This is a genomic window from Streptomyces lusitanus (assembly GCF_042647945.1).
Taxonomy (GTDB): Bacteria; Actinomycetota; Actinomycetes; order Streptomycetales; family Streptomycetaceae; genus Streptomyces; species Streptomyces pseudogriseolus.
The window spans coordinates 485,707-509,906 of sequence record NZ_JBHRWL010000004.1 but is presented as its reverse complement, the minus strand read 5'-3'; the positions used below and the strand labels follow the sequence as shown (position 1 = coordinate 509,906).

14 protein-coding genes are annotated in these 24,200 nt (G+C 74.9%); 4 read left to right on the top strand and 10 right to left on the bottom strand.

All coding sequences use genetic code 11. The features are described 5' to 3' along the window. Window positions 1–9 precede the first annotated feature (9 nt). The 9 genes from ACFOSY_RS09045 to ACFOSY_RS09005 all read right to left on the bottom strand — a co-directional run bounded on the left by ACFOSY_RS09045 (window position 10) and on the right by ACFOSY_RS09005 (window position 17,704). Window positions 10–1,761, bottom strand: coding sequence for a hypothetical protein (locus ACFOSY_RS09045; RefSeq protein ID WP_394306207.1), 1,752 nt, complete (start codon window positions 1,759–1,761; stop codon window positions 10–12). 132 nt (window positions 1,762–1,893) lie between these two features. Continuing rightward, the gene (locus tag ACFOSY_RS09040; protein ID WP_394306206.1) at window positions 1,894–3,159 is read right to left on the bottom strand and encodes a hypothetical protein; all 1,266 of its coding nucleotides are present in this window, start codon (window positions 3,157–3,159) and stop codon (window positions 1,894–1,896) included. Next, window positions 3,156–5,372 (bottom strand): bifunctional glycosyltransferase/CDP-glycerol:glycerophosphate glycerophosphotransferase, encoded by a 2,217-nt coding sequence (locus tag ACFOSY_RS09035; protein WP_394306205.1) that lies wholly within the window; start codon window positions 5,370–5,372, stop codon window positions 3,156–3,158. Before ACFOSY_RS09035 ends, ACFOSY_RS09040 begins: the two co-directional genes overlap by 4 nt. A 1-nt stretch (window position 5,373) precedes the next feature. Further along, on the bottom strand, window positions 5,374–7,581 hold the full coding sequence (locus tag ACFOSY_RS09030; protein ID WP_394306204.1) for a bifunctional glycosyltransferase/CDP-glycerol:glycerophosphate glycerophosphotransferase: 2,208 nt from the start codon (window positions 7,579–7,581) through the stop codon (window positions 5,374–5,376). 190 nt (window positions 7,582–7,771) lie between these two features. Then, a complete protein-coding gene (locus tag ACFOSY_RS09025; RefSeq protein ID WP_394306203.1) occupies window positions 7,772–10,012 on the bottom strand; it encodes a bifunctional glycosyltransferase/CDP-glycerol:glycerophosphate glycerophosphotransferase in 2,241 nt (746 codons plus the stop codon). 147 nt (window positions 10,013–10,159) lie between these two features. After that, window positions 10,160–11,074, bottom strand: a complete 915-nt coding sequence (locus ACFOSY_RS09020) for a carbohydrate ABC transporter permease (protein WP_394306202.1) — start codon at window positions 11,072–11,074, stop codon at window positions 10,160–10,162. Beyond that, window positions 11,071–12,420, bottom strand: coding sequence for a carbohydrate ABC transporter permease (locus tag ACFOSY_RS09015; protein WP_394306201.1), 1,350 nt, complete (start codon window positions 12,418–12,420; stop codon window positions 11,071–11,073). Before ACFOSY_RS09015 ends, ACFOSY_RS09020 begins: the two co-directional genes overlap by 4 nt. Before the next feature lie 7 nt (window positions 12,421–12,427). Continuing rightward, entirely contained in the window at window positions 12,428–13,843 is a 1,416-nt protein-coding gene (locus ACFOSY_RS09010) for an ABC transporter substrate-binding protein (RefSeq protein ID WP_394306200.1), read from the bottom strand. 417 nt (window positions 13,844–14,260) lie between these two features. Beyond that, entirely contained in the window at window positions 14,261–17,704 is a 3,444-nt protein-coding gene (locus ACFOSY_RS09005; protein WP_394306199.1) for an FHA domain-containing protein, read from the bottom strand. A gap of 503 nt (window positions 17,705–18,207) precedes the next feature. On the opposite strand from ACFOSY_RS09005, the gene ACFOSY_RS09000 reads away from it, so the two are divergent. The 4 genes from ACFOSY_RS09000 (at window position 18,208) to ACFOSY_RS08985 (ending at window position 23,648) form a co-directional block, all read left to right on the top strand. After that, window positions 18,208–19,857 carry a serine/threonine-protein kinase gene (locus tag ACFOSY_RS09000; protein WP_394306198.1) on the top strand — a complete coding sequence of 550 codons (1,650 nt, stop codon included), beginning with the start codon at window positions 18,208–18,210 and terminating at the stop codon, window positions 19,855–19,857. 110 nt (window positions 19,858–19,967) lie between these two features. After that, entirely contained in the window at window positions 19,968–21,203 is a 1,236-nt protein-coding gene (locus ACFOSY_RS08995) for a serine/threonine-protein kinase (RefSeq protein WP_394306197.1), read from the top strand. A 392-nt stretch (window positions 21,204–21,595) separates the two neighbouring features. Beyond that, the gene (prfB, locus tag ACFOSY_RS08990; protein ID WP_006132406.1) at window positions 21,596–22,702 is read left to right on the top strand and encodes a peptide chain release factor 2; all 1,107 of its coding nucleotides are present in this window, start codon (window positions 21,596–21,598) and stop codon (window positions 22,700–22,702) included. Window positions 22,703–23,009: 307 nt separating this feature from the next. Continuing rightward, window positions 23,010–23,648 carry an LPXTG cell wall anchor domain-containing protein gene (locus ACFOSY_RS08985; RefSeq protein ID WP_394306196.1) on the top strand — a complete coding sequence of 213 codons (639 nt, stop codon included), beginning with the start codon at window positions 23,010–23,012 and terminating at the stop codon, window positions 23,646–23,648. A gap of 105 nt (window positions 23,649–23,753) precedes the next feature. On the opposite strand, the gene ACFOSY_RS08980 is transcribed toward ACFOSY_RS08985, so the two are convergent. Next, a complete protein-coding gene (locus ACFOSY_RS08980) occupies window positions 23,754–23,945 on the bottom strand; it encodes a hypothetical protein (RefSeq protein WP_019525816.1) in 192 nt (63 codons plus the stop codon). Window positions 23,946–24,200 lie beyond the last annotated feature (255 nt).

The window sequence follows — 24,200 nt, the reverse complement described above, 5'->3', positions numbered from 1 at the left end:
CCGCCGGCCTCACGGCACGGCCAAGTTCCCCACGCCGCCTGCGGGCAGTCGTGCCGCTAGGGGCGGCACGGGTGGGCGCAGGCGGCACCCCTCCAGCGGGCCCGCGCCACCCCCCCGTACGGCCACCGGGGTGCCGGGCACTGTTGTAGGCCGGGTGCGGCCGCATCGTGGCTGGTCGCGCAGTTCCCCGCGCCCCTTGAGGCGCCTGCCGCCTGCGGGCAGTCGTGCCGCTAGGGGCGGCACGGGTGGGCGCAGGCGGCACCCCTCCAGCGGGCCCGCGCCGCACCGCCATACGGCCACCGGGGTGCCGGGCACTGTTGCACGCCGGGTGCGGGCCGCACGGGGCCGATCGCGCAGTTCCCCGCGCCCCTGAAGGGGCGCTGCTCCCGCCGCCTGCGGGCCCGCGCCACACCCCCGTACGGCCACCGGGGTGCCGAGGACTGTCGCACGCCGGGTGCGGCCACACCGTGGCTGGTCGCGCAGTTCCCCGCGCCCCTTATGGGCGCCGCCCTCACCGCACCGCGTACAGCACCTCCCCCCGCGGCCCCCGCGCCACCTCCCGCAGGGCCGGGTCGGCCAGCGCGCCGCGGCGGTCCAGTACCCACCGCACCTCGTACTCCCCCTCGATGCGCCGCCGCTCCGCCGCGGACGTGCCCTCGGCGAAGTACGCCTCTGTCGCGGCCGTGCGGCGCTGTTCGTCGGGAAGGAAGAAGTCGGGGTAGCCAGCCCGAGGGCCCGCCCGTAGGTGTAGTGGCCGCTCACCCAGCCGTACGTCACGACCGCGCAGTCCAGGGCGAACATCAGCAGCAGCGGGTCCCGCCACGAGCGCCGGGCCCGCAGCCACAGGGCCGGCAGCCCCAGCAGCGCCAGCCCGAACTGCCCGGGCAGGTCCAGATACAGCCGCCGGTGCATCGCGTCCACGCTGGTGTCCCCGGCGAGCGCGAACACGTCGAAGTACGGCCAGCAGGCCGCCGTCAGCAGCGCCACCGCTCCGGTCAGCGCCCACCGCCCGGCCAGCGCCGCCGACCAGCGCCGCTGCCACCCGGCGACCAGCGCCAGCGCGCCCAGCGCCGCCGCGACCGCGGTGATCGGGTGCACCAGCAGGATCAGCCCGTACAGCACACCGAGGCCCGCGTACCCGGACAGCGGGCGCAGGCCGCCCGGACCCAGGTAGCGCACGGCCCTCGTGCCCCGGGCCCGCGCGCCGGTCAGCGCCCACGCCCAGAAGGCGAGCCCGATCGCGAACGCCGACGGGTAGGGCAGATTGCCCGTCATCGACATCAGGTTCAGATAGCCGCTCCACCAGGCGCGCTCCACCCCCCACAGCAGCGCCGTCGCGGCGAGCGCCAGCACCGGCGCCCAGGGGCGCGGGGTCAGCACCCGCACGAAGCGGCCCAGACCGGTGAGCAGCACCAGCAGGTTCAGCGGCCCGGTGAGGCGCAGCACCTCCCAGCCGCCCAGCCCGGTCCACCGGGCGAACGCGCCCTGCGCGACGGCGTACGGCGAGTAGTACGGGCTGCCCGCGCCGGGCAGGTCCGCCATCGGGTGCCGGGGGTGCAGCAGATCGTCCTTGAGGCGCTCCACGACCGCCGCGTGCTGCCCGGCGTCGCAGCACAGCGGCACCCGCCAGAACGCCAGGGTCATCGTCAGGAAGAACAGGAAGCCGGCGCACTGGTACGGCGTCGGGCGCCAGGACCCGCCGCCGCGCAGCGCCGTGGCGCCGTCCACCGTGCGGCGCCGGACGAGGACGCCGGCGCTCATCGGACGCGAGAAGAAAGGGGCATTCGGGGCATTTGCCCAATGTTCCCGGATGCCGCCCGGCTGTGACCAGCCGTCACCGCTTCGGGTGACGCCCGGTCAGCCCTTGGGTCCACCAACGCGCCCCGCGCCGGTTCAGCCCACCGGCTCCACCGGCGCGCCCTGCGCGGGCACCACCGCCCGCCGCAGCACCGGCTCCAGCAGCAGCGGCACCCCCAGCACCGGCAGCAGCCAGGCCAGCGTGATCAGCCGGTCGCCCCAGATGTTGATGTCCGGGTGCCCCGCCTGGTTGAGGAACCCCGTGCAGGCCGCCGCCGCCAGGAACGCCCCGAACGCCGGCCGCCGCCGCGCCCCCAGCGCGCCCGCCGCCAGCGCCGCCAGGAACACCGGCTCCCACAGCTGCCGCCGCGCCCACTCCATCCAGAAGTTCCCCTGGAGCTGGAAGAACTCCGCCCACGGCTCATCCCGGTCGGGCCGGGAGAAGTGCCCGGTGAGCAGGTCCTGCACGCTCTCCGACACCGACGGATACCCCAGCAGCCGGGACACCAGCACCGTGCCGAGCACCCCCGCGCACCCCACCGCCGCGAGGGCGACCGGACCGCGCCCGGCCGGCATCCCCCGCCACCGCCGCCCCGCCACGACCGCCGCGCCCGCCGCCGCCAGGCACGCCCCGAGGAACAGCGCCTGGGAGTGCTTCACCGTGAACAGCGCCGCCGCCGCGCCCCCGACGAGCGCCAGACCCGCCCGGGGTCTCGTCCCGCCCAGCACCAGGGCGCAGCCCCACAGCGCGGCCAGCGTCAGCGCCAGCATCAGGCCCTCGGTCATCGGGCGCATCGCCGTCGTCCCGCACGGCAGGACGAGGTAGAGCGCCATGCCGGTGAGCGCGAGCGGCACCGGCGCGGCCAGCGTGCGCAGCACCAGATACGCGAACACCCCGCCCGCGCAGGTGATCACCACGCCGGCCGCCCACACCCCCCACGTCACCCCGAACAGCGCCACGAACGGCGCCAGGACCAGCGGATAGCCGGGCCGGACCTCGAAGATCCGCATGAACCGCTCCGGCATGAACGGCACCGTGTGCCCGCCGGTCTCCCCGGCCGCCAGCCGCGCCTGAACCTGCCGCCACTCCTGCTCCCGGCACTCCTGGAAGACCCGGGGCGCGGGGTCCGGGGCGTGGAAGCGCACCACGTCCACGTTCTGCGCGCGGTGCGCCATCGCCGCCTTCCCCGCGCAGTAGTGGTCGATGGTGGCGGTCGCCGCCTCCCGCTTGCCCAGGCCGGTCAGACTCAGCGCGTACGACACGTAGTTCTTGCTGTCGGGGGTGTCGCGGCCCTCCACGGTGGCCAGTTGCATCAGCGCGAACAGGGCCGCCAGCAGCAGCACCCAGGTGCGCGGCCTCACGACGGGGTCAGCAGGTCGCGGCCGGCGGTCTGCGCGGGCACCAGGCCGGGATCGCCCGCCGGCTCCGGCAGCGGCTCGCCCAGCATCACGGCGCGCACCACCCGCTCGGCGGCCCGGCCGTCGTCGTACTCGCAGAACCGCTCCCGGAACGCCGCCCGCAGCCGGTCCGACTCCTCGTCCGCCCAGGCGCCCGACGCGAACAGCCACGCCAGCTCCCGGTAGGAGCGCGTGACATGGCCCGGCGGCTCGGCGGTGACGTCCAGGTACGCGCCCCGGCTCGCCCGGAAGGCGTCCCAGTCGTCGGCGTGGACCACGACGGGCCGGTCCAGCAGGGCGTAGTCGAACATCACGGACGAGTAGTCGGTGACCAGGACGTCGGCCGCGAGCAGCACGTCCTGCACCTCCGGCTCGTCGGTGGCGTCCACCAGTACGCCCCGCCGGTGCAGCTCCGACAGACCCAGGCCGCGGGCCGGTCCGTCGGCGAGCGTGGGGTGCAGCCGGACCACCAGGGTGCGGCCCTCGCCCAGGTCGGCGGCGAACCGGGCCAGGTCGATCCGCTCCACCAGCCCGTCCCTGCGGTAGTCCCGGCGGGTCGGCGCGTACAGCACCACCGTGTCGCCCTCCGGGATCCCGAGCCGCTCCCGTGTGGCGCGGGCGCGCCCCTCGTCGCCGCGCACCAGCACGTCGTTGCGCGGGGAGCCCGACCGCAGCGAGGTGAAGTGGCAGGGAAAGGCCCGCTCCCACACCAGCTCGGAGTGGCGGTTGGCGACCAGGCTGTGGTCCCAGCGGTCGGCCCGGCGCAGCATCTGCGGCACGTCGAAGTGCAGCCGCGCGCCGGGCTTGTCCAGCAGATCGGCGCCCGCGTACTTCAGCGGGGTGCCGTGGTGGGTGTGGACGTGCACGCTGCCCGGCCGTTTCACCAGCGTGCCCGACCAGTTGACGTTGTTGACGAAGTACGTGGCCCGCTCGGTCACCCGGCGGTACTCCGGCGTGCCGGGCAGCACGTACGGGGTGTCCGGCGGCAGGGCGGCGGCCCGCTCCTCGTCGGCGACCACCCACACGCCCCGGATGTGCGGGGCGAGTTCGCGGGCCGCGCGGTACACGGCCGCCGGGTCGCCGAGCATCCCGCGGTGCGAGAACGCCGAGTACACCGCGAGATGGGGGTCCAGCGGGCGGCGCAGCAGGGACCGGGCGCGCACCGCACGCGCCGCCGTCGCCGCCCGCGCCTGCCGGGCCCGCCGCTGGAGCTCCCGCCCGGTCCGGGTGGCCCTGCGGCGCAGCACGTAACCGGCGTAGGTGCCCTCAAGGACCCGCAGTTCCGGGGGGATCCGGGCGCCCGGCGGGCGGTGCGCGTGGAACATCCCGGCCGTGCGGCGGAAGAACTCGGCCCGGTCCGACGGCGGAAGCCGGTCCGGCTTGGACAGGATGTCGAGACAGTGCTCGCCCATCTTGGCGTGCAGGAACGGCCGCCAGTGCGCCAGCGCCGGGCGGGCGTCCACGAACCGGAACACCCGCGCGTACTGCTCGTGCACGTCGAAGTGCTTGCGGCTGGTGGTGGACAGGATGTTCCCCTGGCGGCGCTGCCGGTAGTACAGGCAGATCCGGTCCAGGGTGGCGATGCGCTCCGCGCTGAGCAGCACCGGGAACGTCCAGGGCGTGTCCTCGTAGTAGCCGGGCGGGAAGGAGAAGCCCTCCCGCTCGACGAAGTCGCGGCGGTAGACCTTGTTCCACACCACCATCAGCAGGTCGAGGATCTCCGGCCGCTCGGCGGCCGTGAAGGTGCTCCCGGCGGCCTCGGCCAGCACATGGGCCAGCACGTTGCGCCGGGTGCCGCCCCACCAGTAGGTGCGGGCGTAGTCGAAGACCAGCACGTCCGGGTCGCCGGTCTCGTCGAGGCGGTCCGCGAGGGCCCGCAGCGCGCCCGGGGTGAGGGTGTCGTCGCTGTCGAGGAACAGCAGGAAGTCGCCGGTCGCGTGCGGCATCCCGGCGTTGCGGGCCCGGCCGAGCCCCACGTTCTCCTCCAGGTGCAGCACCCGCACCCGCTCGTCGCGGGCCGCGTAGTCGTCGAGGATCGCCCCGCAGCCGTCCGGGGAGCGGTCGTCGACGGCGATCACCTCGAGGTCGCGGTACGACTGCCCGAGCACCGAGTCGAGACAGGCGTGCAAGTAGCCCTGCACGTTGTGCACGGGGACGATGACGCTGAAGCGGGGCACGTCAGCTCCTCACCAGGGTGGCGGCCGCGGGGGCGGGGACGCGCTCCGCGAGCGGGATCACGGGCGGCAGGGCCTCGGGCGGCTCGCCGAGCAGCACCCGGCGCACCACCCGCTCGGCGGCCCGGCCGTCGTCGAACGGGCAGAACCGCTCCCGGAACGCCGCCCGCAGCGCCGCCGCCTCCCCGTCCGCGTACGAGCCGTCGCGGAACACCTGCGCCAGCTCCTGAGGCGTCCGCGCGACCCGGCCCGGCGGGGCGGCCATCAGGTCGAAGCAGACGCCCCGCGTCTGCCGGTACACCTCCCAGTCGTCGGCGTACACCACGATCGGGCGGTCCAGGTTGGCGTAGTCGAACATGATCGACGAGTAGTCCGTGACCAGGGCGTCCGCGGCCAGGCACACGTCCTCCGAGGAGCGGTGCGCCGACACGTCGATCACCCGGCCGGACCGCCGGCCGCTCCCGCCCCCCTGGTCGTAGAAGTAGTGCGCCCGCAGCAGCACCACCACGTCCTCGCCGGCCGCCTCGCAGAACGCCTCCAGGTCCAGCCCCGGCTCGAAGCCGGTGAGGTGGTCGCGGTGGGTCGGCGCGTACAGCACCGCCCGCGCCCCCTCCGGGACGCCCAGCTCGGCGCGGACCCGGGCCACGTCGTCGGCGCCGGCCGTCACGTACACGTCGTTGCGCGGATAGCCGTACTCCAGGTGCTCGTACGAGCCGGGGAAGGCGCGCTCCCAGACGCGGGTGGAGTGCGGGTTGGAGGAGAGGTTGTAGTCCCAGCGGTCCACCCGCCCGAGCAGCTTGGTGAAGCTGCCCGTGGCGGCCGCGACCACCGGGTACACCGACTGGTCCACGCCCATCGTCTTCAGCGGCGTGCCGTGCTGGGTCTGGAGGTGCACGCTGCCGGGGCGTTTGACCACGCCCTCCGCGAAGTTGGCGTTGTTGACCAGGTACGTGGCGCGGGCGAGCAGCTCCCAGGCGCGGCGGCTGCCGAGGACCGCGTACTCCACGCCGTCAGGCACGGTGTGCGCCTGGTCGGCCTCCACCAGGAACACGCCCCGCAGGTGCGGGGCGAGTGCGCGGGCCTTGGCGTGGATCGCGGCCGGGTTGCAGGCGTACCCCCGGCCCCAGTACGCGCAGTACACCGCGAGGTCCGGGTCGAGCGGGCGGCGCAGCTGGAGGCCGTAGTGCAGCCGGGTGCGCAGTCCGCGCGGGCGGGGCAGCGCGGCCGCCGCACGCCCGGCCGCGCGCCGGGTGTCGCGCAGCGCCGCGAACGCCTCGTACGACCCGGCCGCCAGCAGCCGGTGCTGCACGCCCAGGCTGCCGCCCGGCGGCCGGAACCCGGCGGGCCGGTGCCGGCGGTACAGGGCGCTCGCGCGGCGGAAGAACTCCCGCCGCCCGGACGGCAGCCGCCGGGGATGCGCGGCCGTCTTCAGCACCGCCGCGAACAGCTGCTCGAACAGCGGCCCCGACCGCTCGTCCGGCAGCCCCAGTCCGGCGGCCTCCTCGAGCACCCGCTCCGCCTGGTCCAGCAGGTCGTGGTGGTGCGCCCCGGGCAGCCGCAGCCGGTCGCCCTGGCGGCGGGCCCGGTGCCGCACCAGCACCCGGCGCGACACCGCCACCCGCTCCGCGCGCAGCAGCGCCCGCCCGCACCAGCCGACGTCGGTGAACCACCCGGGCGGGAAGGCCAGTTCGTGCTCGGTGACGAAGGCGCGCCGCCAAGCCGCGCTCCACGCGGGCAGCCGCACCCCGGTGAGGTGCGGGGCGCGGGCCGGGGCGAAGGCGCCGGCCGGGGCGCGCTCCAGCAGCGGCGCCACGGGGCGGGTGGGCTCGCCCTCCCACCAGGGGACACGCTCGTGCTCGCAGGGCAGCACGTCCACCGGGCCGGTCTGGGTCAGCCGCGCGTCCAGGGCCGCCAGCGCGCCCGGCGCCAGCACGTCGTCCCCGTCCAGGAACAGCAGATACGACCCGGTCGCCGCCCGCACGCCCGCGTTGCGCGCACCCGCCAGCCCCTCGGACGGCGGCGCGTGCACGGGCGCCACCCGGGAGTCCCGCTCGGCGTGCCCGGCGGCGACACCGGCCGCCGGTGACCTGGCCGCGTCGCAGACCGGGATCAGCTCGAAGTCTCCGAACGACTGGGCGAGGACCGAGTCCAGCGCCTGGCCCAGCCGGCCTGCGACCCCATGGGACGGGACGATGATGCTGAAGCGGGGCATTCTGCTCTTTCCGTTGACGAGGGCGTGACGGCGGCCGCTCAGCGGGCGGGCCGCCGCCCGGGCCGCCCCGTCGGACGCCGCGCGGGCGGCCGGGCCGGGGCGGGCCGTGACGAGCCGGGGGACATGCGTACTCCCAGTGGGGCAACGACGGGCGGACGGGGTGAGTGACGGCCGACGGGACGAGTGACGGTCAGAAGACCGCCGGCTGCGGCGGCAGCGACACCACGGGGGCCACCGGCGCGACGGCGGCCGCCGGCACCGGGCGGCGCCGCTCCGGGGGGACGGACCGCGGCTCGGCGAACTCCCCGAGCAGCACCGTGCGCACCACCCGCTCCGCGGCGCGGCCGTCGTCGTGCGGGCAGAAGCGGTCCCGGAACGCCGCCCGCAGCCGCGTCGCGCGCGGCCCGCACCAGCGGCCCCCGGCGAAGATCTCGATCAGCTCGTCCTCGCTGTCCGCGACCGCGCCCGGCGGGACCGTCCACGGGTCCACGTACAGGCCGCGGGCCGCCGCGTACGCCTCCCGGTCCTCGGCGTGCAACACGATCGGCCGGTCCAGGCCCGCGTAGTCGCACATCAGCGGGGAGAAGTCGGTGACCAGGGCGTCCGAGGCCAGGCACAGCGTCATCACGTCCGGGTGGGCGCTCACGTCCACCACCCGGTCGGAGGCGGCCTCCGGCGGCTCGTCAGGGGAACGCCCGGCGAGGGACAGGATCACGAACCGGGGGCCGAGCCGCCGCACCACGCGCTCCAGGTCGAGCGTCCGCACCGGGGCGCGGCGGTAGTCGCGGGGCGCGGGCGCGTACAGGATCGCCACCGCGCCGGAGGGGACGCCGAGGGAGTCCCGCAGCACGGCCACGTCCGCCGGGGTCGCCGTGTGGAACCGGTCGGTGCGCGGCCTGCCGTACTCCAGCGTCCGGTACCGGCCGGGCAGCACCCGCTCGTAGGTCAGCGTGGAGTGGCGGTCGCCGGTGACGACGTGGTCCCACTGGTCGACGCCCGCCAGCAGTTCCGCGAAGTCCGTGTCCCGGGCCGCCGCCGGACGGTCCTGGAGGTCCAGCCCCGCGTACGCCAGCGGGGTGCCGGGCGGCGTGTGCACCAGGATCTGCCCCTTGCGCTTGACCAGGCCGGGCACCCGGTGGCGGTCGGTCACCAGGTACGCGCTGCGGGCCAGCGCGGTGAGATGCGCGGCGGTGCCGGGCACCAGGCGGCGGGTGGCGGTGGGCAGGGTGTGGTGCAGCTCGCGCCGGGCCGCCCACGCGGTGCGGACGTGCGGCGCGTGGTCGCGCACCGCGGACTCCAGGGCGGCCGGGTCGCCTCCGTAGCCGCCGTCGTCCTCGACGGTGAACAGGACGCGGCCGGTGTCCAGCGGGAGCAGCCGCTGCACCCGGTAGTGGGCGCCCAGCAGGACGCGGCGCAGACCGCGCAGCGCCCGGCGGCGCAGCCGGCCCGCGCGACGGCCCAGGGCCGAGGCCAGCCGCAGCGTGCGGTAGGTGCGGTGCAGCCCGAACCGGACCAGCGCGTGCCGCACCCGGGCGCGGGCGGGGACGGGCGCGCCGGGCGTGCGGTGGCGCCGGTACTGGTCGCGGGCCCGGCGCAGGAAGCGGGCGCGGGAGCCGCGCGGCAGCCGGTCCGGGCGGGTGTAGACGGTCAGCAGGTGGTCGACCATGCGGCGGAACAGCACCGGACGCCAGCGCTCCAGGTCGGGGTGTTCGTCGAGGTGGGCGAAGACCCGGTCGTACTGACCGAAGACCTCGAAGTGGCGCTCGCTGGTGGTGTGCAGGATGCCGCCGGCGCGCCGCTGCCGGTAGTGCACGCACACCCGGTCGAGGGTGGCGATCGTCCCCGCCGTCATCAGCACCGGGTACGTCCAGGGGGTGTCCTCGTAGTACCCCGGCGGGAAGGCGAACCCGGCGCGCTCGACGAACTCCCGGCGGTACGCCTTGTTCCAGGCCACCGCGAGCAGGTTGAGCAGCCCGGGCCGGTCGGCGAGGGTGAACGGCGCCGGGCCGTGCTCGGCGAGCAGGGCGGCGACCTGGTTGCGCACGGTCTCGCCGGTCCAGTAGGCGCGGGCGTAGTCGTAGACCAGGACGTCCGGGTCGCCGGTCTCCTTCAGCCGGTCGGCGACGGCGAGCAGCGCGTCCGGGGTGAGGGTGTCGTCGCCGTCCAGGAACACCAGGTAGTCGCCGGTCGCGTGGGCCATGCCCGCGTTGCGGGCGGGGCCCAGGCCGACGTTGGCCGGCAGGTGCACGGGCCGCACCCGCGGGTCGCGGGCCGCGAACTCGTCGATCACCGCTCCGCAGGCGTCCGGCGAGCAGTCGTCCACGGCGATCAGTTCGAGATCCGGGTACGACTGGGTCAGCACCGACTCCAGGCACTCGCGCAGATACGCCTGAACCTGGTACGCGGGGACAATGACACTGAACCTGGGCAAGGGGCATCCAACGGTCGGTGCGGGCGTTCTGCCCGGCAACGCCCGTTGGCCCGCCTTGGTTACGCCCCCTGCGGCATCCGGGGGAACCTCGTCGCACGAAGGGGCGGACCTCGGCAGGTCCGCCCCTCAACTGCGCTCATGATGTGCCTACTTGACGGCGCCCGCCATCACGCCGGAGACGAACTGCCGCTGGAACGCGAAGAACACCACCAGCGGCACCACCATCGAGATGAACGCGCCCGGCGCCAGCACGTCGATGTTGTTCCCGAACTGCCGCACCTGCGTCTGGAGCGCGACCGTGATCGGCTGGCTGCCCGAGTCGGTGAAGATCAGCGCGACCAGCATGTCGTTCCACACCCACAGGAACTGGAAGATGCCCAGCGCGGCGATCGCCGGACCGGCCAGCGGCATCACTACCCGCACGAACAGCCGCAGTTCGCCCGCGCCGTCCAGCCGGGCCGCCTCCAGCAGCTCCTTGGGGATCTCCGCGAAGAAGTTCCGCAGCAGGAACACCGCGAACGGCAGACCGAAACCGACGTGGAACAGGATCACACCGGTCAGCGAGCCGAAGATGCCGAGGGCGCCGAAGAGTTCGGCGATCGGGATCAGCGCCACCTGCACCGGCACCACCAGTAGCCCCACCACCGCCAGGAACCACCAGTCGCGGCCCGGGAACTCCATCCACGCGAACGCGTACCCCGCGAGGGAGCCGATCACCACCACCAGCACGGTCGCCGGCACGGTGATGTACGCCGTGTTCAGCAGCGAGCCGGTGATGTCGTCGTTCTCCAGCAGGGTCTCGTACGCGCCGAAGGTGAGCTGCGAGGGCTCGGTGAACACATGCCACCAGCCGTCGGCGGCCATGTCCTCCGGGGCGCGCAGGCTCGCCAGCAGCAGCCCGACCGTCGGCACCAGCCAGAACAGGCCGACGACGATCAGGAACACGCGGACCGCCCCGCCGCTCACCCACCGGGCGAGCCGCGACCCCAGGGACGGTTCCGTCCGGACGGGCTCGGCGGGCCGCACGCCCGCCTTCGTGACGCTTCCGGCGTCCGCGCTCATCGCCGCACCTCCCGCCGCAGCCGGCGTACGTTGAACCACATCACCGGGATGACGAGCAGCAGCAGGAACACCGCGATCGCGCTGGCGATGCCCGGCTGGTCCGACGCGAAGCCCTTGCGGTACAGCTCCAGCGCGAGCACGTTGGCGTCGTCCTGGGACGAGCCCGGCGCGATGATGAACACCAGGTCGAACACCTTGAGCACGTTGATCATCAAGGTGACGGTGACGACCGCGAGGACCGGCGCCAGCAGCGGCACCGTGACCCTGCGGAACACCTGCCACTCGTTCGCGCCGTCCACCCGCGCCGCCTCCAGCAGCTCCCGGGGCATCCCCGCGAGCCCGGCGGCGATCAGCACCATCGCGAAGCCCGCCCACATCCAGATGTACGAGCCGATGATCGCGGGCGTGACCAGCGACGGGCCGAGCCAGTCCAGGCCGTTGTACGGCTCCTTGAAGTTGCTCGCCGGGAGCCTGAGGTGCGCCCCGTCGGCCTTGGACGAGAAGGAGAACGTGCCGTCGGAGGCGGCCGTGGCCGTCTCCACCACCGTGCCGTCCTTCACCGCCTCGATCCTCATCCCGGCGTAGCCCAGCTCGGAGGCGTCCACCTGGTTCAGGGCGCCGACGCCCTTGCCGCGGGTGAAGTCCTGCCAGGTGCTGCCGGTGATCCGGTCGCCCTCCGGCTTCGGTGCGGCGGCCGGTGCGGCGCCGTCCGGCATGGCGTCCGGGGCGACGCCCACCAGCGGCAGCGTCACCGTGTCACCGGCGCTCACCGTGCCCTTGGTGACGAACGCGCCCCCGCCGGCCGGTTCCAGCGGCGACTCACGGCCCGGGTGCGCCTTCGGGAACGCCGACGACTGGGCGAAGGTGTCGTGCACCCCCACCCACACGGCGTTCGCCACGCCCTTGTCCGGGTCCTGGTCGTAGACGAGGCGGAAGATGATGCCCGCCGCCAGCATGGAGATGGCCATCGGCATGAAGACGACCAGCTTGAACGCCGTACCCCAGCGGACCCGTTCGGTGAGCACCGCGAAGACCAGCCCGAGCGCGGTCGCGACCGTCGGGGCGAACACCACCCAGATGATGTTGTTCTTCAGCGCGGTGCGGATGCCGTCGTCGGTGAACAGCGCACGGTAGTTGTCGATCCCGGCGAAGGAGTCGCCGGACTGGTCGTAGAAGCTGCGGACGACCGAGTACCCGATCGGGTAGACCACGAGCGCACCGAGCAGCACCAGGGCGGGCAGCAGGAACAGCGCCGCCACGGTCCTGCGGGTGCCGGTGACGCTCTTGCGCGACCTGGGAGCGGCAGGGGCCGCCATCGGCGCCCCTGCCGTCGTGTCCGACGCCATCGCCGGATCAGTTCCCGTACGCCGCGGCCGCGTCGGCCTCCAGCTTCGCCTGCGTGCCGGCGATGTCCTTCGGGTTCTTCAGGAAGTCCTGGAGCGCCTTCCACTCGCCCTTGCCGGGCGTGCCGCCGAAGGCCTGCGGGGCCTGGTCGGACATGTCGAAGCGGAAGTCGTCCCCGGACGCCACCAGCGCCTCGGCGATCTTCTTCTGCACGTCGTTCGGGTACGCCGACGGGTCGACGTTCTTGTTCGGGGAGACGAAGCCGCCCAGCTTCGCGTGGATCTCCGCCGCGTCGGGGGAGGCCAGGAAGGTGACCAGCGCCTGCGCCGCCTTCGAGTCCTCGAGGATCACGGCCGCGTCGCCGCCGGAGACCACCGGCGCGGTGTCACCGACCGCCGGGAACGGGAACACCTTGGCGTCCGTGCCCACCTTCGCCTTGGCCTCGACGATGTTGACCTGCGCGAAGTCGCCCTCGTAGACCATGCCGGCCTTGGGCTGGTCGCCGCCGGTGAACGTCTGGGTCACGGAGGTCGGGAAGTCGGTGCCCAGGGCGCCGGTCGCGACGTAGTCCTTCGTGCCCCAGATCCCGGCGAGCGTGGTCAGCGCCTCCTTCACGGACGGGTCCGTCCACTTGATCTCGTGCTTGGCCAGCTGGTCGTACTTCTCCGGGCCGGCCTGCGAGAGGTAGACGTTCTCGAACCAGTCGGTGAGGGTCCAGCCGTCGGCCCCGCCGACGGAGAACGGGGTGACGCCGGAGTCGTAGACCATCTGCGCGGTGTTCAGCAGCTCGTCCCACGTCTTCGGCTCGGCCGCGCCCGCGTTCTCGAAGACCTGGGCGTTGTACCAGATCAGCGACTTGTTGGCGGCCTTGTAGTAGACGCCGTACTGCTTGCCGTCGACCGAGCCGATGTCCTGCCAGCCCTGGGAGTAGTTCTCGGCCAGCGCCTTGGCGGCCTCCGGGCCGAGCGGCTTGGCCCAGTTCTTCTCCACGGCCTGCTTGATCGCGCCGGGCTGCGGCAGCATCGCCACGTCCGGCGGGGCGCCGCCCGCGATCTTCGACCCGAGGAAGTTGATGATCGGGTCCTGGGCGGGGACGAAGGTCACCTTGGCGCCGGTGCGCTTCTCGAACTCCGCGAGGACCGCCTTGAAGTTCTTCTGCTCCGCACCGGTCCACACGGCCGCGACCTCGAGGGACTGGCCGTCCAGCTTCGGCAGGGTGACGGTCGTTCCGGTGTCGCCGGTCGCCTTGCCCTTGTCGTCGTCACCGCCACCGCCGCCGTCGTCGCCTCCGCAGGCGGTGAGGGAGACCGCCAGCACACCGGCGGCCAGGGCCGCGGCGGCCCTGACGGCCCGTCGGGTGGGGGGAGTCGGCCCGTGCGGCTCGGGCGACCTGCGTATCCGGATGATCCTGCTCGTCCTGCGCATCACTGCCCCGTTCTCGTACTCCGTCGTACTCCGTCGTACTTGGCCGAACGTTCGAGCGCTGTCCCGTGCGGTCTGGTCTACGCCCGGCACGTGGGGGTGGCAAGAGCGCGTCCCGTGTCAACTCGCCGATCGTGACCGCGTCGTGATCGGGCGTCATGTACGCCGCGGCCCCCGGTCGGTCGGTGGCTGGTCGCGCAGTCCCTCGCGCCCCTGGGTGTGTCTGCGTCGCGGTCGCTGTAAGCAGATCCCCGCCGCGCACCTCTGGCTCGAGCGAGCCGGGAGTGGGGGAGAGTGGGGGGCACCCTTTGCAGCGCCGGGCGCGGGTGGTCGGTGGCTGGTCGCGCAGTTCCCCGCGCCCCTGAGGGGTGCTTCCGGCGCGGCCTTGGCATCCCGCGCCGGGGCGTCACGCGCGGGCGCCTACAGCAGCGACGGCACGCGGGTCGCCGCGACCTGGCGGGCGGCGCGGTCCAGGGCGCTGGCGAGGAGGGCCAGGTCCGTCGGGCCGTTGCCCAGTTCACGGACCTGGCGGCGGGCCGGCGGGTCGCCCATGCGGTGCCACTCCAGCGGGACCACCGTCGGCCGCAGCGTCGCCGTGCGCGGGATGCGGCCCGTCACCCGGCCGCCCTGGAACGCCGTCTCCCCTCCGTCCGGGAGGGCCAGCCTGCCGCGTCCCGGCGCCGGGTCGTCCGGGCCGCGCCCCGCGACCGGCGCGTCCAGCGTGACCCGCAGCGACGCCTGCTTCACCGGCTCGGTCTGCGCCGTCCGGGGGCAGGGCGCGGTGGCGGCCACCAGGTGCACCCCGAGCCGCTCGCCGTCCCGCGCCACCGCCTCCAGCGCCCGCATCACCGATCCGGCGGCCGGGCGGCCCGGCGCGCCGAGCGCGGGCGAGACCAGCTGGTCGAGGTCGTCCACGACCACCACGAGCCGGGGCAGCGGCGGCGCGGCCCGCGTCCCGCGCCGGTCCGCGCCCGGACGCAGCCGCACGGTCGCGCTGGGCGGGCTGTCCAGGTCGCCGTTCGCGGCCGAGCGCTGGGCGACCATCCGGTCCGCCAGCTCCCGGCCCGTGTGCCACTCGGCGAAGTCCGAGCGGCCCAGCAGCTCCGTGCGCCGCTTCAGCTCGGCGCTCAGCGACTGGGCGAACTCCCGCATCCGCACCGGGTCGTCGGCGCTCAGGTGGGTGGAGACGTGCGGCACGTCCGTGCACACCCGCAGGCCCTCGCCGGGCCCGGAGCCGGTCGCCGGGCCGCCCCGCCCGTCGACCAGGACGACGCCCAGCCGGTCGGGCCGCTCGGCCGCGGCCAGCGAGGCGACGACCGCCCGCAGCAGCTCCGTACGGCCGCTGCCGGACGGGCCCTCGACCAGCAGGTGCGGTCCGTCGGCGACGAGGTCGGCGGTGACGGGGCCGCGCGGTCCGGCGCCCAGGACGGCGGTGGCGCGTCCGCCGAGCGCCCGCGTGTCGTCCGCCGCGTCGGCCCAGCGGGCCATCAGCGACGCCGGCGTGGCCCGGGCCAGGCCCAGCTCGTCCAGCAGCCGCGCCGACGGGGGCAGCGGCGCCGACACGCGCGGGTGCCCGCCGGCCGCGGGACCGTCGGGCCGCAGCGGGGCGAGCGCCCGCGCGAACCGCTCGGCCCAGGCCGCGGACACCGCGTCCACGGTGGCGAGGGTGCCGTGCCCGACCGGGCCGGGCGGGGAGCCGTCGCCGGTCCGCGCCACCCGCAGCAGCCGGAGCGCGGTCGCCACGTCCCCGCTGAGCAGGGCGACCGCCCCGCAGTCACGGAACGCGGGAGCCACCGCGCACGCCGCCTCGTACGTCTTCGTCACCGGGGACGCGGGCGAGGCGGCGGGCGTCTCGGCGAGGCACAGCAGATGGACGCCCGCGCGCGGCCCCTCGTGCGCCAGCCGCGCGACGGCCTCCCGCACGTCGGCGCCGCCCGGGTCGCCGTCCACCACGACCACCGTGTACGGGGCGTCCGCCGGGGCGCCCGCGTGGTCGTGGTCGGCGAGGCGGCGCAGCAGCTCGTCGGCGCGGGCCGCGGCCTGCTCCCGGTCGTGGGCGAGGAGCAGCCGGCAGTCCTGGCCGTGCCCGGGCCGCAGATGCGGCAGCCAGCCCAGCCAGGACCACTCGGCGGTGCGCTCGTCCGACGGACGGGACGGGTCCGCCGCGATCAGGACGATCTCCAGCGTGTCGGGGGAGTGCAGCGCGGCCAGCTGCGCGAGCGCCGCACGGGCCAGTCCGGCGAGCCGCTCGCGCGGACCGGCGAGACCCAGTGCGCCGACCTCGCGCAGACCCACGGTCACCGGGACCGCGGGCAGCAGCCCGGAGCCGTCCGGCGCGGGCCGGTCCGCGGTGCCGAGCCGCACCGCGAGCGCCTCGGGGTGGTCCGGGCCGCGCTCCCACAGCCGGGGGCCGGGGCCCAGCGCGGTCAGCAGCAGCGTGGCCGGGTCCGGCCAGGTCTCGGGCTGCGCGGGGGCGACGGGGGCCGGGGCGTACGCCGGTTCCTGAGCGGGGTCGTCGTACCCGGCCGCGTCCGCCTCCCGCTCGCTCCGCCCGCCGGTCAGCCGGCGCGCCCAGGCGCCGATCCCGCCCCGCTTGCGCGCCCGAGGCGGCTCGGGGACGTCGGTGCCCCGTACGGGGGTGCCTTTGCGGGTGCCGTCGGGGGCGTCGGAGGCCTGCGCGGCGACGGCGTCCGCGTACCGCCCGTCGCGGGCGTCGCCGGTGGTGCGGCCGGTGGGTCCGGCGGGCGGCGTCCCGGGGCGGGCGGTGGGCGCCTCGTCCCGCGTCTGGCCGTGCGCCTGGTCGGCGTACAGGCCGTGCGCCCCGCCCCGGCCCGCGTGGGTCTCGTCGGCCGGGGCGGGCCGGGACACGCGCCGCCCCTGGGGCATGCGGGGCACGTCTCCCTGGGCGGCGATGCGCACGGTGCGCTGTCCGGGCGTCGCCCCGTCGCCGCGCCGCTCGGCCTCCGGAGGGCCGCTCTGCTCGGGCACGTGCGGGACGGGGCCGGGCGCGGCGGTCGTTCGGGGGCCGGGCGCGGGGCCGGCGGGGCCGGGTGCCGCGTCCGCGCGGGCGGGCGTGGCCCAGCCGGCGGAGCCGTAGGCGTGGCGGGTCGGGGCGCGCGGCCCCTCGGGGCCGCTTCTCCCGGGGCCCGGCGTCCCCACGGCGGCGCGCGCGCCCTCGGTGTCCGCCGCGCCCGGTCCCGGCACCCGTACGTGCCCCTCCCCGTCCGGGGTGGCCGCCGTCCGGGCGGACGGGCCCTCCGCCAGGGTCAGCCGCAGGGCAGACTCGCCGATGCGCAGCAGCGCGCCCGGGGCGAGCCGCACCGGGCGGGGGCCCACGAAGCGGCCGTCCAGCAGGGTGCCGTTGGTGGAGCCGAGGTCGGCCACGGCCACGCGGCCGTCCGCGCCGACCGTCACCGCGCAGTGCAGCCGGGAGACGTCCGGGTCGTCGAGCGGCACGTCGGCGTCGGCCGAGCGGCCTATGCGGATCTCTCCGCCGTGCAGCAGGTGCACCCCGCCCGCGTCGGGCCCCGCGACCACGTGCAGCCGGGTGGGGGTCACGTCCAGCTCGGGGTGCGGCTCGGGCTCGCCCGGGGCGCCCACCGCCAGCACCGCGCCGTCGATCAGCGGGGGCTCGCCCAGCGTGCAGCGCTGGGCGTCCAGGCGCTGGTCACCGGCGTACAGCACGGGCGCGCCCGTGGAGCCGGAGGAGCCGTCGCCGCCGGAGACCGCCGAGGCGAGCGCGGAGGCGACCGCGGCGAGCGCCGTGCCCGCGGGCGCCGTGACCAGCACGTCGCAGCTCACGGCCCGCTCCCGGGCGGGGGAGGAGGGGCCCAGCGGGTCTACGACGGTCAGCCGGATCTGCATCGCCGTCAGCGGTCCCTTCTGCGCGGGCGCCCGCGACACGGGGGACGAAGCCGCCCCGCGGTCCCCCTCCGCGGACTTCCCCCACCGCCACACGCGCACGTACGGCCAGTACTGCCCGCATCCTCGCACCTGTCACCGACAGCGCGCCCGCCTCCGGGCATCAAATGATCTTGATTGGTCGGCTCTGCCCGTAAAAATGCCTGACCAGTGACGCGCGGATGATCGTTGTGCGCCGACTTGAGATCGGTCACGTCCGGCCCGCGGCAACCAACGGACCGGGTCGGGCGTCTTTCCTCCCGACTCCGCCTACCCGCCAAGGCGGCGGGACCGCGGAATCAACGGAACCGTCGAACAGGAACGGGCACCGGCGCGTACCACCCCGCACAGGGCGACGCGTAAGTCGGCCGGCCGGTGTCCCGCGCGGCGGCACTACAGTGGGTCGGAACATTCAGCAGGGTGGACCACGGTGTACGCCAGCCAGCAAGCAGCAGGGAGCGCATGACGTGCGGCCGGTAGGGAGCAAGTACCTGCTCGAGGAGCCGCTCGGACGCGGCGCCACGGGCACCGTCTGGCGCGCGCGCCAGCGGGAGACCGCGGGCGCCGAGGCGGCCGTGCCGGGCCAGCCCGGCGAGACCGTGGCGATCAAGGTCCTCAAGGAGGAGCTGGCGGGCGACGCCGACGTCGTCATGCGCTTCCTGAGGGAGCGCTCTGTCCTGCTGCGGCTCACCCACCCCAACATCGTCCGGGTCCGCGACCTGGTGGTCGAAGGCGAGCTGCTGGCGCTGGTCATGGACCTCGTCGAGGGCCCTGACCTGCACCGCCACCTGCGGGAGAACGGCCCCTTCACGCCCGTCGCCGCGGCCCTGCTGACCGCGCAGATCGCCGACGCGCTCGGGGCCAGCCACGCCGACGGCGTGGTCCACCGCGACCTCAAGCCCGCCAACGTGCTGCTCAAGCAGTACAACGGCGAGCTGCACCCGATGCTCACCGACTTCGGCATCGCGCGCCTCGCCGACTCCCCGGGCCTGACCCGCACCCACGAGTTCGTCGGCACCCCCGCCTACATCGCGCCCGAGTCCGCCGAGGGCCGCCCGCAGACCTCCGCCGTCGACATCTACGGCGCCGGCATCCTGCTGTACGAGCTGGTCACCGGCCGTCCGCCGTTCTCCGGCGGGTCCGCCCTCGAGGTGCTGCACCAGCACCTGAGCGCCGAGCCGCGCCGCCCCTCCACCGTCCCCGACCCGCTGTGGACGGTCATCGAGCGCTGCCTGCGCAAGAACCCCGAGCAGCGGCCCAGCGCCGAGAACCTCGCGCGCGGCCTGCGGGTCGTCGCCGAGGGCATCGGCGTGCACGCCACCTCGGCGCAGATCTCCGCCGCGGAGAACGTCGGCGCGCTCCTCGCCCCCGACCCGGCGCCCGCGCCGGTCCCCGGCGAGCCGTCCGCCCCCGGTGTCTCCGACCCCACGCAGGTGCTGCCGCAGAACCCGCCCGGCGCCTACGACCCCAACGCCGCGACCAGCGTCCTGCCGCAGACCGGCCCCAACGGCGCGGCCGACCCGACGGCCGTGATGCCCCCGGTGCCGCCCGGGCAGCCCGGCGGCGGCCCCGAGGACCCGCACCCCTGGCAGAGCCAGCTCCGCGCGGCCCGCGACCGCAACGAGCAGACCCAGGTCCAGTACCTCGACCCCAACGAGGACCCGCTGCGCCGCCGCCCCCAGCGGCAGGTGGCCCGGCCCCAGCAGCCGCCGCAGCGCCACCCCCGGCAGCAGCCGCAGCCCGGCCCCGGGTACGGCTACCCGCAGCAGCCCCCGCCGCAGCAGTACGCCCCGCCGCCGGAGCGCCAGCGGCGGCAGCAGCCCCAGCCGCCGCAGCGGTACGCGCCCCCGCCGGAGCCGCAGCGCCCCGCGCGGGAGCCGCGGCAGCCCCGGCAGCGCAGCGCCAACCCGATGCGCATCCCCGGTCTGGGCTGCCTCAAGGGATGCCTGTTCACGCTGCTCATCCTGTTCGTGGCGAGCTGGCTGATCTGGGAGCTGAGCCCGCTCCAGGACTGGATCGGCACCACCAAGGGCTACTGGGAGCAGCTCAGCGACTGGTTCGGCTCGGTCACGGGCTGGATCGAGGACCTGGGCGGCCCCTCGGACCCGACGAACTGAAGCGTGTCTGCCGCTTTGTCGACATCCGGGGCCCGATTTCCGGGTCTGCGGTGAAGGTCACCTGTCCGGACGCGTAGCTTTGGCGACAACACGCGTCGGTAGGAGCAGTCTTGGCACGGAGAATCGGCAGCCGGTACACCGCCCATCAGATCCTCGGGCGGGGCAGCGCCGGCACGGTGTGGCTGGGCGAGGGCCCCGAGGGGCCCGTCGCCATCAAGCTGCTGCGTGAGGATCTCTCCTCGGACCAGGAGCTCGTCGGCCGCTTCGTGCAGGAGCGGACGGCGCTGCTGGGCCTGGAGCATCCGCACGTGGTGTCCGTGCGGGACCTGGTGGTCGACGGCAACGACCTCGCCCTGGTGATGGACCTGGTCCGGGGCACCGACCTGCGCACCCGGCTGGACCGGGAGCGCAGGCTGGCCCCCGAGGCCGCGGTGGCGATCGCCGCCGACGTCGCGGACGGCCTGGCGGCGGCGCACGCGGCCGGTGTCGTCCACCGCGACGTCAAGCCGGAGAACGTCCTGCTGGACATGCAGGGCCCGCTCGGCCCGGGCGGCTCGCACCGCGCCCTGCTCACCGACTTCGGCGTGGCGAAACTCATCGACACGCCGCGCCGCACCCGCGCCTCGAAGATCATCGGCACGCCGGACTATCTGGCCCCGGAGATCGTCGAGGGCCTCCCGCCGCGCGCCGCCGTCGACATCTACGCCCTCGCCACCGTCCTCTACGAGCTGCTCGCGGGCTTCACCCCGTTCGGCGGCGGCCACCCGGGCGCGGTGCTGCGCCGGCACGTCACCGAGACGGTCGTCCCGCTGCCCGGCATCCCGGACGAGCTGTGGCAGCTGCTGGTGCAGTGCCTGGCGAAGGCCCCGGCGTCCCGCCTGCGCGCGTCCGAGCTGGCCGCCCGGCTGCGGGAGCTGCTGCCGCTGCTGGCCGGGATGCCCCCGCTGGACGTGGACGAGCCGGACACCGACCAGCCCGAGGAGACCGCCGAGGAACTGTCCGGCGCCGCCCCCGCCGCCGGCCGGCCGGTACGCCGCGGCGCGGTCCCCCTGGTCCCGGGCGCCAAGCCCTCCGACTCCAACCGCGACACGCACACCTCGATGCGGGTCCCGGCGCCCGACGAGCTGGCCGGCGGAGCCCACGGCACGGCCCGCGCCCCCCGAGCGGCAGGCGCCCCCCGCCCCGGCTCGGCCCGCAACCGGGCGGTCACCCGCAGACGCCGCCTCACCCTGGCGGTCGCGGCCACCCTGGTGACGGCGGCAGCGGTGGGCACGTGGCTCGCCACCACGGAAGACACCCCACCCCCACCCCGGGACCAGAAGAACTCGGCCCCGGCGACCCCGTAGCCCATGGGAACGCGGGGAAGCAGGCACCCATAGGGGCGCGGGGAACCGCGCGAACGGGGGCCCGGGGGCGAAGCCCCCGAACAGGCCCGCACCCGGCCACGGAGGGAAGTCACCTCCTAGGGGCGCGGGGAACTGCGCGAACGGGGCCCGGGGGCGAAGCCCCCGAACCCACCGGCACCCGACCGCGCCGGGAAACCCCCTCAGGGGCGCGGGGAACTGCGCGAACGGGGCCCGGGGGCGGAGCCCCCGAACCCACCCGCACCCGGCCACGGAGGGAAGCGCCCTACAGGGGCGCGGGGAACTGCGCAAATGGGGATCCGCAACCGCACCCGACCCCGGAATCGGAAGCCGCCCGGCAAGGCCCCCGGCGGGAAGCCGTTACGCTGGAGGGCGTGGCAGTCGTCGACGTATCCGAAGAGCTCAAGTCCCTCTCCTCGACCATGGAGTCGATCGAGGCCGTCCTGGACCTCGACAAGATGAGGGCAGACATCGCCGTGCTCGAGGAGCAGGCGGCCGCGCCGTCCCTCTGGGACAACCCGGACGAGGCGCAGAAGATCACCAGCAAGCTGTCCCACCTCCAGGCGGAGGTCAGGAAGGCCGAGGCCCTGCGCTCGCGGATCGACGATCTCGCCGTGCTCTTCGAGATGGCCGAGGAGGAGGACGACCCGGACACCCGCGCGGAGGCCGAGTCGGAGCTCACCTCGGTGCGGAAGGCACTGGACGAGATGGAGGTCCGCACCCTCCTGAGCGGCGAGTACGACTCCCGTGAGGCTCTGGTCAACATCCGCGCCGAGGCGGGCGGCGTGGACGCCGCCGACTTCGCCGAGAAGCTCCAGCGCATGTACCTGCGCTGGGCCGAGCAGCGCGGCTACAAGACGGAGCTGATCGAGACCTCGTACGCGGAGGAGGCCGGCATCAAGTCGACCACCTTCGCCGTGCAGGCGCCCTACGCCTACGGCACCCTCTCCGTCGAGCAGGGCACGCACCGCCTGGTGCGCATCTCGCCCTTCGACAACCAGGGCCGCCGCCAGACGTCCTTCGCGGGCGTCGAGGTGCTCCCCGTGGTCGAGCAGACCGACCACATCGAGATCGACGAGTCCGAGCTGCGGGTGGACGTCTACCGGTCCTCCGGCCCCGGCGGCCAGGGCGTGAACACCACGGACTCCGCGGTGCGCCTCACGCACCTTCCCACCGGCATCGTGGTCTCCTGCCAGAACGAGCGGTCGCAGATCCAGAACAAGGCCACCGCGATGAACGTCCTCCAGGCCAAGCTGCTGGAGCGGCGCCGCCAGGAGGAACAGGCCAAGATGGACGCCCTGAAGGGCGACGGCGGCAACTCCTGGGGCAACCAGATGCGTTCGTACGTGCTGCACCCGTACCAGATGGTCAAGGACCTGCGCACGGAGCACGAAGTGGGCAACCCGGAGGCCGTGTTCAACGGCGAGATCGACGGTTTCCTCGAGGCCGGAATTCGCTGGCGCAAGCAGCAGGAGAAGTAGGACTCCTCCCGCACACCGATTTGTCGACAAGGCAACTGCCGCTCGCGTAGCGGCAGTTGCCTTGTCGTGTCGGGGATGTCCGGGATTTACATCACACTCACAGCTTCCCTGTCCGGCAAAGCGTGCGGAGCCGGACATCGCGCCCGCAACGCCCTTGACGTTCTTTTGGAAAGTGGGAAGGGTGAAGCGTGGCATGCGCATTTCTGGGGCGCATGTGAACCGGGGGGCGTTTCACGACAGTTACCTCCGTTGATCACGGCCCCGGGCGCCGCCTCACTGACGATGAGCTACTGGGGGTAGCAACCACATGACCAAGAAGACGCGGATCCGTGTCGCACGTATCGCGGCCGGTGCCGTGATAGCGGCCGGCGCCTCGCTCACGGCGGCCGGAGCCGCCTCCGCCCTCGAGATCGGCGTGAGCGCCGAGGCGAACGACGCGGGCCTCGGCCTGGGCCTCGGTCTGAGCGCCGGCGAAGAGGACCCCACCGGCACGCCCACCGACCCGGAGGAGCCCACCGACCCGCCGACCACCATCCCGGAGGACCCGACCGGGGACCCGACGGAGGACCCCACCGGGGACCCGACCGAGGACCCGACGGGCGACCCCACCGAGGACCCGACCGGGGACCCCACTGAGGACCCGACCGAGGACCCCACGGACGACCCCACCGAGGACCCGACCGAGGAGCCCTCCGAGTCCGCCCCCGGCGGCGGCCTCGACCCGGACGGCGGCGCCTCGCCGCAGGAGGAAGGCTCCTCCTCCCTGACCGACACCGGCGAGGAGGCCCCCGCGGCCTCGGCGCAGGGCAACGGCAAGGAGCTGGCCGAGACCGGTGCCGCCGAGACCACCTTCCTGGTCATCGGCGCCGCCACGATGATCGCCGGCGGTATCGGCTTCCGGGTGCTGCCGCGCCTGATGACCGGCCGCGGCGGCGCCGCAGCCTGACTGTGGCCGCGCGCGCACGCACCGTGCGCACGACATGACGCAAGGGCCCGGAGCGCCGCCGCGCTCCGGGCCCTCGCCGTGTTTTGTGTCCCCTGTCCGCCCAGGTCAGACGGTCTGATGGGCGAGCAGTGCCACCGCCGCGACCAGCACCGCCAGCAGGACGATCAGGGTCATCGGGGTCAGACCCGCGAAGAAGTTCTCCTGCTGCATCCGCTCGCGGTTCGCACGGCACACGGGGCACCGGCCCTCGCTCACGGGCGCGGCGCAGTTCGCGCACACCAGCCGGTCGTACGTCATGCGCTCGCCCTCCTCGCACCGGTTCCTGGGGTTCAACGCCCACCACCGTGTGAACGTTCCCCTTCCACTGTGCCAGGTTCCCGCCGCGACCGCGCCAGGTCCTCCCCAGTCAGGGCCCTTCCCAGAGGCGCCCCGGCTTCCCCTGGGAGCAGGCGCCGCCCGGAACAAAGGGCGCATCTCTTCCACAACCCCCTCCGGTGACTGCGCTCGGCTCCCCGGGTCGCGTAAGGTCACGCTCATCTACCCCCGGCTACC

Coding starts and splice junctions, on each gene's coding strand:
- ACFOSY_RS09045 (WP_394306207.1), bottom strand. CDS start 1,761: ATGAGCGCCGGCGTCCTCGTCCGGCGCCGCACGGTGGACGGCGCCACG.
- ACFOSY_RS09030 (WP_394306204.1), bottom strand. CDS start 7,581: ATGCCCCGCTTCAGCATCATCGTCCCGTCCCATGGGGTCGCAGGCCGG.
- ACFOSY_RS09020 (WP_394306202.1), bottom strand. CDS start 11,074: ATGAGCGCGGACGCCGGAAGCGTCACGAAGGCGGGCGTGCGGCCCGCC.
- ACFOSY_RS09015 (WP_394306201.1), bottom strand. CDS start 12,420: ATGGCGTCGGACACGACGGCAGGGGCGCCGATGGCGGCCCCTGCCGCT.
- ACFOSY_RS09010 (WP_394306200.1), bottom strand. CDS start 13,843: ATGCGCAGGACGAGCAGGATCATCCGGATACGCAGGTCGCCCGAGCCG.
- ACFOSY_RS09005 (WP_394306199.1), bottom strand. CDS start 17,704: ATGCAGATCCGGCTGACCGTCGTAGACCCGCTGGGCCCCTCCTCCCCC.
- ACFOSY_RS08985 (WP_394306196.1), top strand. CDS start 23,010: ATGACCAAGAAGACGCGGATCCGTGTCGCACGTATCGCGGCCGGTGCC.
- ACFOSY_RS08980 (WP_019525816.1), bottom strand. CDS start 23,945: ATGACGTACGACCGGCTGGTGTGCGCGAACTGCGCCGCGCCCGTGAGC.